At 72.6% G+C, this 15,284-nt stretch carries 17 protein-coding genes and 1 pseudogene; 12 read left to right on the forward strand and 6 right to left on the reverse strand.

Annotated features, from left to right (window positions below; all coding sequences use genetic code 11):
- Positions 1–4 precede the first annotated feature (4 nt).
- A complete protein-coding gene (locus tag ACFZDK_RS24235) occupies positions 5–328 on the reverse strand; it encodes an ArsR/SmtB family transcription factor (protein ID WP_390975486.1) in 324 nt (107 codons plus the stop codon).
- A 105-nt stretch (positions 329–433) separates the two neighbouring features.
- Between ACFZDK_RS24235 and ACFZDK_RS24240 the strand changes: the two genes are divergently transcribed.
- Complete coding sequence (locus ACFZDK_RS24240; RefSeq protein WP_390975489.1) at positions 434–1,633, forward strand: MFS transporter; 1,200 nt, start codon at positions 434–436, stop codon at positions 1,631–1,633.
- 9 nt (positions 1,634–1,642) lie between these two features.
- Here the strand turns inward: ACFZDK_RS24240 and ACFZDK_RS24245 are convergent, their stop codons facing one another.
- Positions 1,643–2,335, reverse strand: a complete 693-nt coding sequence (locus ACFZDK_RS24245) for a copper homeostasis protein CutC (protein ID WP_390975491.1) — start codon at positions 2,333–2,335, stop codon at positions 1,643–1,645.
- Between the two features lie 219 nt (positions 2,336–2,554).
- On the opposite strand from ACFZDK_RS24245, the gene ACFZDK_RS24250 reads away from it, so the two are divergent.
- Together ACFZDK_RS24250 and ACFZDK_RS24255 are read left to right on the forward strand one after the other, a co-directional pair.
- A complete protein-coding gene (locus tag ACFZDK_RS24250; RefSeq protein WP_390975493.1) occupies positions 2,555–3,220 on the forward strand; it encodes a hypothetical protein in 666 nt (221 codons plus the stop codon).
- Between the two features lie 10 nt (positions 3,221–3,230).
- Complete coding sequence (locus tag ACFZDK_RS24255; protein WP_390975495.1) at positions 3,231–4,301, forward strand: GNAT family N-acetyltransferase; 1,071 nt, start codon at positions 3,231–3,233, stop codon at positions 4,299–4,301.
- Positions 4,302–4,334: 33 nt separating this feature from the next.
- Here ACFZDK_RS24255 and ACFZDK_RS24260 read toward each other — a convergent pair whose 3' ends face one another.
- Complete coding sequence (locus ACFZDK_RS24260) at positions 4,335–4,604, reverse strand: DUF4031 domain-containing protein (protein ID WP_390975497.1); 270 nt, start codon at positions 4,602–4,604, stop codon at positions 4,335–4,337.
- Positions 4,601–4,984 (reverse strand): hypothetical protein, encoded by a 384-nt coding sequence (locus ACFZDK_RS24265; protein ID WP_390975499.1) that lies wholly within the window; start codon positions 4,982–4,984, stop codon positions 4,601–4,603. The genes ACFZDK_RS24260 and ACFZDK_RS24265 overlap by 4 nt, the downstream gene beginning before the upstream one ends.
- 55 nt (positions 4,985–5,039) lie before the next feature.
- On the opposite strand from ACFZDK_RS24265, the gene ACFZDK_RS24270 reads away from it, so the two are divergent.
- The 3 genes from ACFZDK_RS24270 to ACFZDK_RS24280 all read left to right on the forward strand — a co-directional run bounded on the left by ACFZDK_RS24270 (position 5,040) and on the right by ACFZDK_RS24280 (position 8,553).
- Positions 5,040–5,981, forward strand: coding sequence for an SIS domain-containing protein (locus ACFZDK_RS24270; protein ID WP_390975501.1), 942 nt, complete (start codon positions 5,040–5,042; stop codon positions 5,979–5,981).
- Between the two features lie 111 nt (positions 5,982–6,092).
- Positions 6,093–7,022: an N-acetylmuramic acid 6-phosphate etherase gene (gene murQ / locus ACFZDK_RS24275; RefSeq protein ID WP_390975503.1), complete on the forward strand. Its 930-nt coding sequence runs from the start codon at positions 6,093–6,095 to the stop codon at positions 7,020–7,022.
- A gap of 16 nt (positions 7,023–7,038) precedes the next feature.
- Entirely contained in the window at positions 7,039–8,553 is a 1,515-nt protein-coding gene (locus tag ACFZDK_RS24280) for a PTS transporter subunit EIIC (protein WP_390975505.1), read from the forward strand.
- Positions 8,554–8,571: 18 nt separating this feature from the next.
- On the opposite strand, the gene ACFZDK_RS24285 is transcribed toward ACFZDK_RS24280, so the two are convergent.
- A complete protein-coding gene (locus ACFZDK_RS24285; RefSeq protein WP_390975507.1) occupies positions 8,572–8,958 on the reverse strand; it encodes a hypothetical protein in 387 nt (128 codons plus the stop codon).
- Positions 8,959–9,072: 114 nt separating this feature from the next.
- Here ACFZDK_RS24285 and ACFZDK_RS24290 point away from each other — a divergent pair, with 114 nt between their 5' ends.
- The 6 genes and pseudogenes from ACFZDK_RS24290 (at position 9,073) to ACFZDK_RS24315 (ending at position 13,474) form a co-directional block, all read left to right on the forward strand.
- On the forward strand, positions 9,073–9,912 hold the full coding sequence (locus tag ACFZDK_RS24290) for a Scr1 family TA system antitoxin-like transcriptional regulator (protein WP_390975508.1): 840 nt from the start codon (positions 9,073–9,075) through the stop codon (positions 9,910–9,912).
- A complete protein-coding gene (locus tag ACFZDK_RS24295) occupies positions 9,896–10,090 on the forward strand; it encodes a DUF397 domain-containing protein (RefSeq protein WP_390975510.1) in 195 nt (64 codons plus the stop codon). Before ACFZDK_RS24290 ends, ACFZDK_RS24295 begins: the two co-directional genes overlap by 17 nt.
- A gap of 274 nt (positions 10,091–10,364) precedes the next feature.
- Positions 10,365–11,181 (forward strand): annotated as a pseudogene (locus ACFZDK_RS24300) (hypothetical protein).
- A 59-nt stretch (positions 11,182–11,240) separates the two neighbouring features.
- Positions 11,241–11,921: a Uma2 family endonuclease gene (locus ACFZDK_RS24305; RefSeq protein ID WP_390975512.1), complete on the forward strand. Its 681-nt coding sequence runs from the start codon at positions 11,241–11,243 to the stop codon at positions 11,919–11,921.
- Positions 11,922–11,964: 43 nt separating this feature from the next.
- Positions 11,965–12,540: a hypothetical protein gene (locus ACFZDK_RS24310; protein WP_390975513.1), complete on the forward strand. Its 576-nt coding sequence runs from the start codon at positions 11,965–11,967 to the stop codon at positions 12,538–12,540.
- A gap of 49 nt (positions 12,541–12,589) precedes the next feature.
- Positions 12,590–13,474: a GNAT family N-acetyltransferase gene (locus tag ACFZDK_RS24315; RefSeq protein ID WP_390975515.1), complete on the forward strand. Its 885-nt coding sequence runs from the start codon at positions 12,590–12,592 to the stop codon at positions 13,472–13,474.
- Between the two features lie 133 nt (positions 13,475–13,607).
- On the opposite strand, the gene ACFZDK_RS24320 is transcribed toward ACFZDK_RS24315, so the two are convergent.
- Complete coding sequence (locus tag ACFZDK_RS24320) at positions 13,608–15,158, reverse strand: carboxylesterase family protein (RefSeq protein WP_390975517.1); 1,551 nt, start codon at positions 15,156–15,158, stop codon at positions 13,608–13,610.
- Between the last annotated feature and the right edge of the window lie 126 nt (positions 15,159–15,284).

Here is a 15,284-nt window from a genome sequence, read left to right on the forward strand (position 1 = left end):
ACACCTACAACGCCCCCAGCACCGAATCCAGCAACCCCGGAAACCGGGCGTCCAGGTCGGTGCGGCGGAGGCGGACGTAGCGGTTGCGGCCGACTGCGCGGGTGGAGGTGATCCCGGCCTCGCGCATGATCTTCATGTGGTGCGAGACGGTCGACTTGTGGAGGTGGCCGACGCCCAGCGCGTCGGGCGCGCAGCTGAACTGCTCGCCGCTCGCGTACTTCTTCAGCAGCATCAGCCGCACCGGGTCGCCGAACGCGTGCAGGACCCCGACCAGCTCGATCTCCGCCGTGTCCGGCTGCGGCAGCCACTCGCCGTCCTCGTCGCCCACGACCACACCTCCTCCATACCGTTTGACAATCATCCAACAGTCCCTATTGTTTGACCAACGTCAAACCGTCATGCGCGCTCTCGTACCGACGCACCTGGGGGACTCGTGCGCCTACGCCTGCTCCTGCTCGCTCTCGGAACCTTCGCCGTCGGCACCGACGGCATGGTGACGGCCGGCATCCTGCCGCTCGTCGCCCGCGATCTGAACGTGTCCATCTCGGTCGCCGGACAGATGGTGACCGTCTTCGCCCTCGCCTACGGCGTCCTCGCCCCCGTCCTGGCCACGGCCACCGCCCGCTGGCCCCGCCGGAACGCCCTGCTGGCCGGGCTGGCCGTCTTCACGGTCGCCAACGCCCTCACGGCGCTGGCCCCTTCGTACGGCGTCCTGCTCGGCACGCGCGTGCTGGCCGCCGTGGGGGCCGCCCTCTACACCCCCACCGCCAGCGCGGTCGCGACCTCGCTGGTGCCGCCGGAGCGGCGCGGGCGGGCGATCGCGACGGTGATGGGCGGGCTGACGGTCGCCACGGCGCTCGGGGTGCCGCTGGGCACCTGGATCGGCCGCACCGACTGGCGGCTGACGATGTGGCTGGTGACCGGGCTGGGCGCGGCGGCCTTCGCCGGACTGGCCGCGCTGTTGCGGGAACTCCCGCAGCCCGCCGCCGCGCTGACCCTGCCGGAGCGGCTCGCACCGCTGGCCGACCGCCGGGTGCTGGGCGCGGCGACCACCACTTTCCTGATCTTCGTGGCCTTCCAGACGACGTACATCTACTACACGGTGGCCACCTACCCCGCGACCGGCGGCTCCCAGGACAGGCTGACCCTGCTGCTCCTGGTCAGCGGCATCGCGGCGGTGCTCGGCTCGCAGCTGGGCGGGCGGCTGGTGGACGCGTGGGGGCCGCGCGTGGTGGTGCTGTCGGCGCTCGCGGCCTATGTGACGGTGGCGGCGGCCGCCCCGTGGATGCTGCGCACGATGCCGACGGCGCTCGCGGCCGCCGTGGTGACGCCGGTGATCGGGTGGGCGCTGGCGGTCGCCCAGATCACCCGGATCACGTCGATCGCCCCGGCCGACGCACCCGTCCTCGTCTCGCTCAGCAGCAGTGCCACCTATCTGGGCATGGCGGCGGCCGGGGGTACGGGGAGTCTCGCGCTGGAGTTGTTCGGGGACCGGTGGTTCCTGCTGGCGGGGGCGGGGATCGCGGTGCTGGCGCTGGGGGTGGCGGCGGTGACTACGGCTGGTGGGCCGGTCGACGATCGTCGCCGGGTGGGGGTGAGCGGGGGTCGCGCGCGCAGTTCCCCGCAGACCTAGGGGGCCCGCTCACGGTCGGTCCAGGGCTTGGCGCCACTCCCGTACCGCCGTCTCCGACACCGGCCCGTCCCAGCCGCCCGGCCTCGCCGCGCCGCCAATGTGGAACGCGTCGATCTCCGCCGACAGGAGCTGCGGCACATGATCGAGGCGGAGCCCTCCCCCGACCAGAACCGTCTGCTCGTAACCTGGCTCGCCACCCCGCCGCGCCTCCGAGAGCAGCGTGGGCAGCCCCTCGTCCACGCCCTCCGCGGCGCCCGCCGTGAGGTAGGTGTCCAGGCCCGGCAGGTCGGCGAGCTCCTTGCGCAGCGCGTCCCGGTCGGCGGCCCGGTCGATCGCCCGGTGGAAGGTCCAGCGGCAGCCGTCCAGCGCGGCCACCACGCGCTCCACGGCGTCCAGGTCCACCCCGCCCCCCGCGTCGAGGAACCCGAGCACGAACTGGTCGGCACCCGCGCCCCGGAGCTCCCCGGCCACCCCCACCAGCCGGTCGACGTCGCCCGCCGCGAACCCGTCGGCCAGTCGCAGCATCACGCGCAGGTCGATGTCGACGGCGGCCCGGATCGCGGTGAAGGTCCGGGGCGACGGGGTCAGCCCGTCGGCCGCCATGTCGGTGACCAGTTCGAGGCGGTCCGCGCCTCCGGCCTGGGCGGCGACCGCGTCCCCGGCGTCGAGGGCGATCACCTCCAGGACTGCACGCGTGCTCATAGGGCCCCTTCCATGGTGTTCCCCGTGTACCCCGGGCACGGCAGGCCGATGCCCACCCGACCTCAGGAGGTCTAGTCCAATCCAGGGTACGCGGGAACCACCGACCCCCGCGAGACCGCCCCGGCCCCACGACCGCCCCTACCCGCACGGTTCCAGCCGCCCCGCCCGCACCTTCGCCCGGATCGGCCCCTACCTCACCGCGCGCGGGACAATGACCCCATGGCCGACCTCGACGCCCTGCACTCCCGCTGGCTGACCGCCTTCCTGATGTCCCGGGAGGACGACTCCTGTGCGATCTCCCCGTACCGGTACGCCGACGAGCTGCTCCGCCGCTGGCAGGAGCCCCAGCGCCGGTATCACACGGTGGCCCACCTCACGGCGGTCCTCGACCACATCGACGTACTGGAGGAGTACGCGGACGACCCGGCCCTGGTCCGGCTGGCCGCGTGGTTCCACGACGCGGTGTACCTGCCGGACCGGTCGACGAACGAGGAGCGCTCGGCCCGCCTCGCCGAACGCGCCCTCGCCGACACCGGGATCTCCGCGGCGAACATCGCCGAGGTCGCGCGCCTGGTGCGGCTCACCGTCACCCACGACCCGGCCCCCGGCGACCGCAACGGCGAGGTGCTGTGCGACGCCGACCTCGCGATCCTCGCCGCCCCGCCCTCCGCGTACGCCGCCTACACCGCCGCCGTCCGCGAGGAGTACCACTTCGTCCCGAACGACGCCTTCCGCGAGGGCCGTGCCGCGATCCTGCGCCAACTGCTCGACCTGCCCCGGCTGTTCAGGACGCCCCACGGCCGTACCGAGTGGGAACCGACCGCCCGCTACAACCTCGCGGCGGAGCTGGAAATGCTGTCGACCGCGGAGGATCCGGCGTCCTAGGGTGCCGCCCATGGGTGACATGGGCGGGGACCAGGTGGAAGAGGCCGTCGCGGGCTGCACGGCGGCCCTGCGGACGGCGGTGGACCGGAACTGGGCAGAGGTGCGGGCGGGGCGGCTGGACTGGAACTGCCACGAGACGGCGGTCCACGTCGCCGACGACCTCGTCGCGTACGCCGCCAATCTGGCCGGACGCGCCCAGGACGCGTACGTGCCCTTCGAGCTCAGGCTCGACGACGGCACCGACAACTCCGGCCTGCTGCACGTCATCGAGACCACCGGCGCCCTGCTCGCGGCCACCGTCCGCACCACTCCCCGCCAGGTCCGCGCCTTCCACCCGTACCCCTTCCGCAGCGCCGACCGGGTGGGCTTCGCCGCGATGGGGATCGCCGAAGTGCTGCTCCACACCCACGACATGGCCACCGGCCTGGGCATCCCCTACCGGCCCGCCGAGCAGCTCGCCGAGTCCGTCCTGGGCTGGCTGTTCCCGCACGTCCAGCCGGGCCCCGCCGCCTGGCCGACCCTGCTGTGGGCCACCGGCCGCGGCGAGCTGCCCGGCCGCGCCCCGGTCACCGACTGGCGCTGGTACAACAACCTCGTCCTGCCCGCCGAACGCCTCGACCTCGTCGGCATCCGTCCCGCCGCCGCCCGCGACCTGCGCCTCGGCGGCGACGGCGGCTTCGAGTGGATCGAGGGCGGCCCCTACGAGGGCACCCGGGACGCCGCCGGCTTCCTGCTGAAGGCGTACGAAGGGGGCGTGCACCGGCCGGAGTTCGGCGTCTTCGCCCTGGTCCGCCGGGAGGACGGCCGGGCGATCGGCGGCCTCGGCTTCCACTCCGCCCCGGACGGGGAGGGCCGCGTGGAGATCGGCTACGACCTGACCGAGGCCGCCCGCGGCCACGGCTACGCCACGGAGGCGCTCCGCACCCTCGCCGACTGGGCCCTGGCCCGCGACGACGTCCACTCCCTCTTCGCCACCGTCGACACCACCAACACCCCCTCCCAGGCGGTCGTCACCCGCGCCGGCTTCGCCAAGGTGAGCGAGGACGAGGCAGGGCTGGCCTTCGAACTGCGGGCTGGGTAGCCGCCGTCACCGGGGCACCCGGGGCACCCGCCGTCACCGGGGCGGGTCGCTCTTGCGCCGACGCAGCCCGGCACCGTGCAGCAGCCGCACCACCTCGCGGCTGCTGACCTCCACCGCCCCGGCCGCGACCGCGTCCCCGTAACGGTGGGACGGGATGTCGTAGTGGTCGCGTTCGAAGGCCCGGCGCGGAACGGCCAGTGCCTCGGCGAAGCCGTGCAGTTCGGCGTACGACACGTCGCTGACCAGGTGGGACCACATCCGGCCGTGGCCCGGCCAGTTCGGTGGGTCGATGTACACCGTCACGAGGAGGACATCCCGCCGGTCGCCCCGCTCAGGGAGCCGACGGAGGCGACCTTCACGCCCGCCTTGTGGCACACCCAGTGCGGGTCGGGGCCGAGCTCCGGTTCGACGTCCAGCGCGTGCGGGTCGCCGGAGCCGCACACCGGGCACAGCGGCCAGCGGCCGTACCGCTCCAGCAGCGCGTCCTGCACGTCCTGGGCCACCAGCCCCGCCACGTACTCCGCGCCCTCCGGCCACTGCTCGATCCACCAGCGCCGCTGTACGACGGCGTCCTCGACCAGTGAGACCACGTCCGCCTCGGCGACCTCGCCCGCGACCAGATCGGCGAGCACGAGGGCGCGGGCTGCGTGCAACGCCTGTTCCAAGGGGCTTACGGGGTGCATGCTCCCATTGTGCGCGGTCTTGACCGGCCGACCGAAACGAAAATATCTTTCAAGGGTGACCGAGGACGTGAAGGAAATTTTCGGAACCCGCGGCAGCGGTGGTGGCAGCGGTGGTGCTCCGCCGGCTCCCGCCGCCCTCGCGGCGAAGGTGCGCACCCTCGCCCCCTCCATGACCCGCTCCATGCAGCGCGTCGCCGAGGCCGTCGCGGGCGACCCGGCCGGCTGCGCCGCCCTCACGGTCACCGGCCTCGCGGAGCTCACCGGCACCAGCGAGGCGACCGTCGTCCGCACCGCCCGGCTGCTCGGTTACCCCGGCTACCGCGACCTGCGGCTCGCCCTCGCCGGGCTCGCCGCGCAGCAGCAGTCGGGGCGGGCGCCCGCGATCACCACCGACATCGCCGTCGACGACCCGATCGCCGACGTCGTCGCGAAACTCGCCTACGACGAGCAGCAGACCCTCGCGGACACCGCCGCCGGCCTCGACACGGCGCAGCTGGGGGCCGCGGTGGGGGCGCTCGCCGGGGCGCGGCGCACGGACGTGTACGGCATCGGGGCGTCCGGGCTGGTCGCCCAGGACCTCACGCAGAAGCTGCTGCGGATAGGGCTGATCGCGCACGCGCACAGCGATCCGCATCTCGCGGTGACGAACGCGGTGCAGTTGCGGGCCGGGGACGTGGCGATAGCCATCACGCACTCCGGGTCGACCGGGGATGTCATAGAGCCGTTGCGGGTGGCCTTCGAGCGGGGGGCCACGACCGTCGCGATCACCGGGCGGCCGAATTCGTCGGTGACGCAGTACGCGGATCATGTGCTGACGACGTCCACGGCGCGGGAGAGCGAGCTGCGGCCCGCCGCGATGTCCTCGCGGACCAGTCAGTTGCTGGTGGTGGACTGTCTGTTCGTGGGGGTGGCGCAGCGGACGTACGAGGCGGCGGCTCCTGCGTTGGCGGCCTCTTATGAGGCGTTGGCTCATCGGCACCGGAGTTCGCCCCGATAGACCGTAGGGGGGTGCGTTGCGTGGCGGCTGCGGGTGTGTTGTGGCTGGTCGCGCAGTTCCCCGCGCCCCTGAGTTAGTGCACTCGTCCGCGTTGGAAAGAGCCGTCTGCCCATGACCACCGAACCTCACGCCCTCCGTACCCAGTTGGAGACGCTCACCACCGAAGCGTTCCGCCCCGAACTCGCCGAGATCGACACGCTCCCCACCCTCGACATCGCCCGTCTGATGAACGGTGAGGACGCCGGAGTGGCCGCCGCGGTCGCGCTCCGCCTTCCCGAGATCTCCGCCGCCATCGATGACATCGCCGCCCGGATGGCCCAGGGCGGCCGGCTGGTCTATGCCGGGGCGGGCACCGCAGGGCGGCTCGGGGTGCTGGACGCCTCCGAGTGTCCGCCCACGTTCAACACGGGGCCTGGTCAGGTCGTCGGGGTGATCGCGGGCGGGCCGGAGGCGATGGTCACGTCGGTGGAAGGGGCCGAGGACTCCGCGGAACTGGCCCGGGAGGACCTCGACGCGCTCGGCATCGGACCGGCCGACTCGGTGGTCGGCATCTCGGCGTCCGGCCGCACCCCCTATGCCATCGGCGCCGTGGAGCACGCCAGGGCCCTCGGTGCCCTGACGATCGGCCTGTCCTGCAACGAGGGCAGCGCGCTCGCGGCGGCCGCCGAGCACGGCATCGAGGTGGTCGTCGGCCCCGAGCTGCTCACCGGCTCCACCCGGCTCAAGGCCGGCACCGCCCAGAAGCTCGTCCTCAACATGCTGTCGACGATCACGATGATCCGGCTCGGCAAGACGTACGGAAACCTGATGGTCGACGTCCGTGCCTCGAACGACAAGCTGCGGGCCCGTTCCCGGCGGATCGTCGCCCTCGCCACGGGCGCCTCGGACGAGGAGGTCGAGGAGGCCCTCGGCGCCACCGGCGGCGAGGTGAAGAACGCCATCCTGGTGATCCTCGCCGGTGTCGACGGGCCCTTGGCCGCCCGCCTTCTGGAGGAGTCCGGCGGCCAGCTGCGCGCGGCGCTCACCACGGCGGGCGGCTGACCCGCACGCTCGGGGGGTGCAGAGATCGCCGTACGACACCGCCACCGCGCTGCTGCCGCTCGTCGGCGGGCCCGCGAACGTCACCTCCGTCGCCCACTGCATGACCCGGCTGCGGCTGGGCATCGCCGACCGGGAGCGGGTCGACGCGGAGGCGGTGCGGGCGGTGCCCGGGGTACTGGGGCTGGTGGCCGACGGGGACACGCTCCAGGTGGTGATCGGGCCGGGTGCGGTGGTGGCGGTGACCGCCGAGTTCGAAACGCTGCTCGGCGCCGCCGGGACGGCCCATCGCGCGCCGGGCGACGACCGGCCGGGCGGCTCCGGGCCGGGCGGCCCCGTGCCAGGCGACTCCGAGCGGGGCGACCCCGCCCCGGCCGGTCTCCGCTCTGCCGACGGCGCGGACCTCGCCGCCCGTGGCGCCGAACTGAAGGCGGCCCGTGCCCGGCGCAACGCGACGCCCCTGAAGACCGCTCTCCGCCGTATCGCCGACGTCTTCGTCCCGCTCATCCCGGCCCTGATCGGCTGCGGGGTGCTCGCCGGGTTCAACGGGCTCCTGGTCAACGCCGGCTGGCTGCCCTGGCTCACCCCGGCCCTCGCCGCCATCGCCTCCGGCTTCATGGCTCTGATCAGCGTCTTCGTCGGGTACAACACGGCGAAGGTGTTCGGCGGGACACCGGTGCTGGGCGGTGCGGTCGCGGCGATCGTCGTCTATCCGGGCGTGGCGAAGGTGACGGCTTTCGGGGTCGCCCTCTCCCCCGGCCAGGGCGGGGTGCTGGGCGCGCTGGCGGCGGCGCTGCTCGCCGTCGGCGTCGAACGGTGGTGCCGCGGCCGGGTTCCGGACGCCCTCGACGTCCTCCTCACTCCCACCGTCACCGTCCTGGTCGCCGGACTGGCCACCCTCTACGGCCTCATGTACGCGGCCGGGGTCGTCTCCACCGCCATCGGCACCGCCGCGAACTGGCTCCTCGCCACCACCGGCCCGCTCGCCGGCCTGGTCCTCGGCGGCCTCTTCCTCCCCCTGGTCATGCTGGGCCTGCACCAGGCCCTGATCCCCATCCACACCACCCTCATCCAGCAGCAGGGCTACACCGTGCTGCTCCCCCTCCTCGCCATGGCGGGCGCGGGCCAGGTCGGCGCCGCCCTCGCCGTCTACGCCCGCCTCCGCCACGACACGTCGATCCGTACGACGATCAGGTCGGCGCTCCCCGCGGGCCTGCTGGGCGTCGGCGAGCCGCTCATCTACGGCGTCTCGCTCCCGCTCGGCCGCCCCTTCTTCACCGCCTGTGCGGGCGGCGCGGCCGGCGGGGCCTTCGTCGGGTTCTTCGCGGTGCTCGGCGACCGGGTGGGCGCCACCGCGATCGGCCCCTCGGGCTGGGCCCTGTTCCCGCTCCTCACGGGGAACAGGGGCCCGGCCCTCGCGGCGGCGGTCTACGCGGGCGGTCTGCTGACCGGCTACGCCGTCGGCTTCCTGGCCACGTACCTCAGCTTCGACGGCGGTGCGCCGAGCGACCCGTCACCTCGCCGATCCAGGTGACGGAACTCCGCGAGATCGTCATCTCCTACTGACGCCATTGGCCCGCCGCACCTGCGCGCGCAGCACCTCGTCCGGGGACGCCGGTTCCAGCGACTGCGGCGGACAGTCCCACTCCCGCCCACCGTCCACGGGCCGCACCTGCACACTGCCGCCGACATGCCCCCTCACCTCCCCGATCCGCCCGTCCCGTCGGTCCGTCACATACGTCCCGAGCGGCGGCCGTTCCCCACGGATCACCGAGGCCAGCCGCTCCGCGACCCGGACATTGCACCGCCCCAGCTCCACCAGGGCGAAGGGCTCGTCGCTCGCCCCGGTCACCGGATCGACGCCGAGCGACGGCAGTACGACACCAGCACCCCTCAGAGCCGTCCGCAACGACTCCACGACTTCTTCGGTCGGCCGCACCCGCTCCCACCTCCACGCTGAGTTTTCGCTTCGCAACACAGCGTGTCCGCAACGCTTCTAACCTGGCTAGATACGGCATCCCAACAACACCGTCTGTTGGACAGGGGCGTGTACATGGCAGGACCGAGGGATCTGGACCCGTCGTCGTCTCCACGCGCGCTGCTGGGGGCTGAGTTACGGCATGCGCGGGAGCGGAAGGGGCTGAGCCAGGCGGAGTTGGGCCAGCGGGTGTTCGTGAGCGGGTCGTTCATCGGACAGCTGGAGGCGGGGACGCGGCGGATGCAGCCGGACATCTCGCGACTACTCGACGACGTCCTGCAGACAGGGGGCTTCTTCGCGCGGAACTTTATGGCGGCGGCCAAGTCGAAGTACGAGGCGCACTTCGCGGACGTGGCGGAGGCGGAAGCTCAGGCCACGGCGATCAGGGAGTACACACCGCTTCTCATCCCCGGGCTGCTCCAGACGGCCGAGTACGCACGGGCCGTGAACCGTGAATACAGCCCGACGACGCCCAAGGAGATCATCGAGGAGTGGGTGGAAGGCCGAATGGAGCGGACCCGCCTACTCGACCATCCAACAAGGCCGTTGTTGTGGGCGGTGCTTGACGAGGCCGCGTTGCGTCGGGAGATCGGCGGCCGGGCCGTCATGGCGGAGGCTCTGCGCCACGTCGCCGACCTCGCCCACCGGGGTCGGATCATCATGCAGGTGCTCCCGTTCAGCGGAGGAGGCCACGCGGCACTGCAGGGCGCCTTGAAGTTGATGGAGTTCACGGACGCACCGCCGCTGGTGTACTTCGAAGGCGTGCGCAACAGGCGACTGGAGGACGACCCGACCACGGTCTCCGAGGTGAGGTTCGTGTTTGACCTCCTTGCGGCTTCCGCTCTCCCGCAACGGAAGTCACTGGCTCTTGTCGAGGCATTGGCCGAGGATTACAGCCATGAGGAGCATCCCTGAACACGCAGTGAGCTGGCGCAAGTCGACATACAGCGCTGGCGGCGACAACTGCCTCGAAGTTGCCGTCGACCACCCCACCCTCATCCCCGTCCGCGACTCCAAGACGGCCCCCCATGGCCCGAAGCTCACGTTCCGGCCGGAGGCCTGGTCGGCCTTCGTGCGGGGCATCAAGGACTGACGCCCGAGGCTCAAGCCCCCAGCCCCGAGCCCTCTTTTCAAGGAATGGTCGAAGGGCCTCAACCCACCCTCCCACCCCGCGAGTTGACGCCACGCGTTCGGTTTGCCACGCACAGTCACGATCGTCTAGCGTGCCCGCATAACGAACAGAACAGCCCCCGTCAGGCGCTAGCAACACCTGCGGGGGCTTGACCAACGAGATCGGAAACAGCGATCCCATGGCTGACAGCCAGCTTAGTGCTGCCCTCCCGTCCACGCACGTCACCCCGCACCCCATGGCCAACCCCGGCTACGGAAAGCGCTCCGCGTCGGACCAACCCCGCCGCACCACACACGACTTCGCCCACCTCCCGCCCCGCGAAGCCGCCATCGCCGCGTACGTCGACCGCCTCCCCGACGGCGCCGACATCTCCGTGAAAACGCTGGCCAAGCACCTCCCGTACGGGCAGTGCGCCCTCCGCACCGCCCTCAACCGGCTTCAGGAGGCAGGCCACTTGAGGCGGGGCCGGGAACATCTCGCCGGGACGGGCAGCCCACGCTGGATCACCCGTTCGTGGTGGTCCCGCAGCGCACGCGACGATGACTGGTGGGCGGCGTTCACGCGAGGCGACGTACCGGAACCGGAGCAGCCACCGCGCCCGACCCGCTCCCGCGCCCACATCCTGCTGGCCGCCCTCGGCCGTACCGCCCCGGCTCTCTCCCTCTCCCAGGCCGACTGCGCGGCCCTCGCCCCGCTGCTGGCGGAGTGGTTCGCACGGGGGGGCGAGCGACGAGTACGTGCTCCACGCGCTGACCAGCGGTCTCCCGTCTCCCGTCCACCACCCGGCCGCCCTCCTCCGCAAACGCCTCACCGACAAACTCCCGCCGGAGCCGGTACGACCGCCCGCCCGGCCTCCGCTGCGGATCCTGGAGTGCGCGAAGTGCGGCGCCCCGGGCCGCCCGGAAGCCCTGCCGGGCGGCCTCTGCGGCGCGTGCCGGGGCGAGCGCGCCCCCAGCAGCCACAACACGCCCCTGTCAGCTCCCGAGGTCCGGTCCCGCGTCGCGGAGATCCGTGGCGCGATGAACGAACGACGAGAGAGGACACCCGCATGACGGCTCCTACGTTCCGACGACGCCACCCCAAGGCACGATGGAGGGGAGGAGGCGACGCCATGACCCCTGAGACCGGAGAACGCCCGCAGATGTCCGTCGAGGACTTCGAGGAACTCGTCCGCAGGGCTCCGAAGGAGCTGCGGAACCGGCTGGAGTTCCTCGGCGGCCGCCTGTGCGTGCGACACGGCCCGCTCGACGTCGAGGAGTTCGAGGAACTGGCCGCCGCCGCCCCCGAGACGGTCCGGCTTGAGTACGTCGATGGAAAGGTAGTCGTCAAAGCCATGCCGGACGGCAATCACCGGGAGATCTTCATCTGGTTGCAGGAGCAGTGCATGCAGCATCGTCCTGACCTCCGCGTCTATGGCGAGTCCGGCGTCAAGGCCGAGGCGTACCGGAAGGGTCGCGCCCGCACGGACGGAGCCGTCGCCCGCAAGGGCCACTTCAAGGGGCACGGCGAGTGGTCGGCGTCGGAGGGCATCCTCATGGCCGTGGAGATCACCTCTCACGACCGCGACACCGACCGACGGGACCGCATCGACAAGCCCGTCGGCTACGCGGCCGTCGACATCCCCGTGTACCTGCTCATCGACCGCGACAACGACACCGTCGTCGTCCACAGCGAGCCCAAGGACGGCCGCTACCAGCAGATCGCCTCCCACCCCTGGGGAACTCCGGTCGAACTTCCCGACCCCCTCGCCTTCACCCTGGACACCGAAGAGCTCAAGGACTACGCCGACTGAGCTCACCGCCGCGTTGTCAGCGCCGCGTGCGACCCTGGTCGGCATGAACCACTCCCAGCTGACCGCCCTGGGCCGTGCCCTTCGTCTGCTCGGCGAGCACGGGGAGGCCCTGTCGGCGACGACACCCGACGCCAAGCTGCACGAGGTGAAGGACGACCTGCGGCGCGCCCTGGACCTGCTGGAGGAGAGCGTCAGCGCGGCCGCGCCCACCACCCGGTGCGCCGAGCACCCGCAGGGCCCCGTGGACGAGAGCGCCCCTGACCTGTGCCTGCTCTGCGAGACGCGGCGGCGGGCGGCACGGCGGTCGGAGTTCGGGAGCGGGCCGCGGCCGGTGCGGGAGGAGGCTGCCGGGCCCGCCATGTCCCGGTACGGGGTGCGGGCCGACCGGCCGCAGCCCCAGCAGCGGTGGCTGCCGGAAGCGTGGAACGGGCGGGATTGGGAGCTGTGCGGCACCCCTCGCCGCGACCGGCGCGAGGCCGAGCTGTACATCGCGGCCCAGCGGCGCGGATCCCGGCCGGCGATGGCCTACCGGCTGGTGCACGAGTTCACCGACTACGAGGTGCTCCGGGTCTGGGGCACCCCCGTGCAGGTGGACATCGAGCCCCTCGGCAACCTCTAGCGGCCGGCCTCCCCTTACCCGATCAGCATTCTCTGACTAGAGTCAGAGAATGGATGCTACAGAGATCGAGCAGGTGCGACGGTTCAACCGCACCGTCACCGAGCGCGTGGGCGTGCTCCACGACCGCTATCTGGGCCGCGACCGGCCGATCGGCGAGGCCCGGCTGCTCTGGGAGATCGGTGGGCAGGGTCAGGACGTACGGCGGCTGCGGGAGCGGCTCGGACTCGATTCCGGGTACGTCAGCCGGCTGCTGCGTTCCCTGGAGAGCGCGGGTCTGGTGACCGTGGAGCCGCAGCCCCAGGACCGGCGGGTCCGCACCGTGCGGCTCACGGAGAAGGGGCTGGCGGAGCGCGAGCTGCTCGATAAGAGCAGCGACGAGCTGGCCGCCTCCCTCCTCGAACCGCTCAACGCCGCCCAGCGCGCCCGGCTGGTCGCGGCCATGGCCGAGGTCGACCGGCTGCTGACCGCCGGGACGGTCGCCCTGGACGTCGTCGACCCCGACCACCCCGACGCCCGGCACTGCCTCCTCGCCTACTTCGCCGAGCTGCAGGAGCGCTTCGACACCGGCTTCGATCCCGCGCGCAGCCTGCTGCCCGACGCGGGCGAACTCCGCCCGCCGCACGGCCTGTTCCTGGTCGCCCGGCTGCACGGCGAACCCATCGGCTGTGCCGGTGTGAAGCTGCCGGCCGGGGCTCCCGCCGAGATCAAGCGCATGTGGGTGGCCCCCCGGGCCCGCCGCCTCGGCCTCGCCCGCCGCTTCCTGACCGAGCTGGAGGCGCAGGCCGCCCGGCACGGCTACGACACCCTGCGCCTGGACACCAACAAGACCCTCAGCAGCGCGATCACCCTCTACCACTCCTTCGGCTTCCAGGAGGTCCCCGCCTTCAACGACGAGCCCTACGCCCACCACTGGTTCGAGAAACGGATCAGCTGAGCGACGGCGGCCGCGACGGGGACGGGGTGACGTCCGGCCCGGCCCCCCGCCCTCACCCGCCCGTCGGCCGGCGCTCCGGGTCCCTCCCCAGCAGGCGCAGTGCCTCCGCCAAACGCCCTCCGGACCCGGTCGGTCAGCCGAGCAACGGCGACGGCGTGAAGTCGTACCCCTCCCAGAGCTGCCGGGTCCTCTCCTCCGGGTACGCCGTCACGGTCGGGTGCGTGTCCAGGACCTGGGTGGAGCGGGCCTCGGGGTCATACGCCGGCCAGCCCGGGTCGCCGGTGGTCGCGAAGGAGGTCCAGGCCGTGCGGAAGCGGCTGGACAGGGCCTCGGCCTCGGGGGTGACACCGGCGCCCGCCCAGAGGAGGTTGGCGAGGTCCGCCTCGAACGTGCCGAAGAGCAGCGGGATGTCCAGGCCGTGGCAGGCGCCCAGGATGCCGCCGTTGCCGGGGGCGCCCCAGGTCAGTTCGTAGAGGTGGGCCCGGCCGCCGCCTGCGGTCTGCGTCTCCGCCAGGCGCAGGGACGGCATGGCGAACAGCCAGTCGGTCTGCACCCGTTCGTACAGCTCGGTCGGCGACGCCTCGGGGAAGGCCGCGCGGTAGGCCCGCTCCCCCGCCTCGCCACCCGGTGCGAACAGGCGCAGTGCGCCGGTCGCCTGCTCCTCCGTGACCTTGCCGTACATCCCGCCCATGACCAGGAAGAGGCGGTACTCGTCGCGGTTGTGGCCCACGAGGAGGTCCACGTCCCGGGCGGAGCCGGAGGCCAGCGCCTGCCAGGGGGTGGTGGGCAGGACGTCCCCGTCGACCACCGGGGAGAACGGGGTGACCGTGGGCGCGATCCGGCCCCAGCGGTCCAGGTGCTGGAGCATCTTGGCGCTGAGCGCCTGCCCGGCGTCCGGCAACCGGCGCGGGTCGACCGTCGCCAGGTCGGCCACCGTGGGGCGCAGGCCGGCCTCGGCGGCGAGGGCCCTGCCGATGTCCTCGGCCAGGTCGAGGGAGAAGAACGTGCCGGGGACGCTCTGGGCGATCGCCCGCCGGAACAGGCCCCGCGCCCTCGGCATCGCCAGCAGGGAGGCGACCGAACCGGCGCCCGCGGACTCGCCGAAGACCGTGACCTGATCGGGGTCGCCGCCGAACGCCGTGATGTTCTCCCGCACCCACTCCAGCGCCGCGACCTGGTCCAGGAGGCCGCGGTTGGCGGGCGCCCCCTCGATCTGGGCGAAACCCTCCATGCCGACGCGGTAGTTGAGGGAGACCACCACCACGTCGCCGTCCCGCGCGATGTGCTGGGCGTCGTAGCCGGGGCTGCCGGAGTGGCCCAGTTTGTAGGCGCCGCCGTAGATCCACACCATCACCGGGCGGCGGGCAGCCGGGTCCGGGTCGGGGGTCCACACGTTCACCGTCAGCCAGTCGTCGCCCTCCGGGGCCTCCGGGCTCGCGCCCGTGGCCGTCATGCCCGGCTCCTGCGGGGGCGGCGGCCCGAAGGCGTACGCGTCCCGCGTGCCGTCCCATGAGCGTGCCGGGCGTGGGGCGGCGAACCTCAGCTCGCCCACCGGGGGCTCGGCGAACGGTATGCCCCGGAAGACCGCGAGGCCGTCTTCCCGGCGGCCGCGGACGGTACCGGTGGTCGTCCGGGCGACCGGGCGGTCGGAGTGAGCCGACTCAGGGGGGTTGGTCGTCGTCATCGTCGCTCGCTTTATTGGGGCGGGTGGTGTGTGGGGGGTGAGCTGAGGTGGTTCCTTCGACCGCGGGTCGTGTGGGGTTGCTCGCGCAGTTCCCCGCGCCCCTTTCAGGGCGCTTCAGGCGGGGCG

It is taken from the genome of Streptomyces sp. NPDC007901 (assembly GCF_042959465.1).
Classification (GTDB): domain Bacteria; phylum Actinomycetota; class Actinomycetes; order Streptomycetales; family Streptomycetaceae; genus Streptomyces.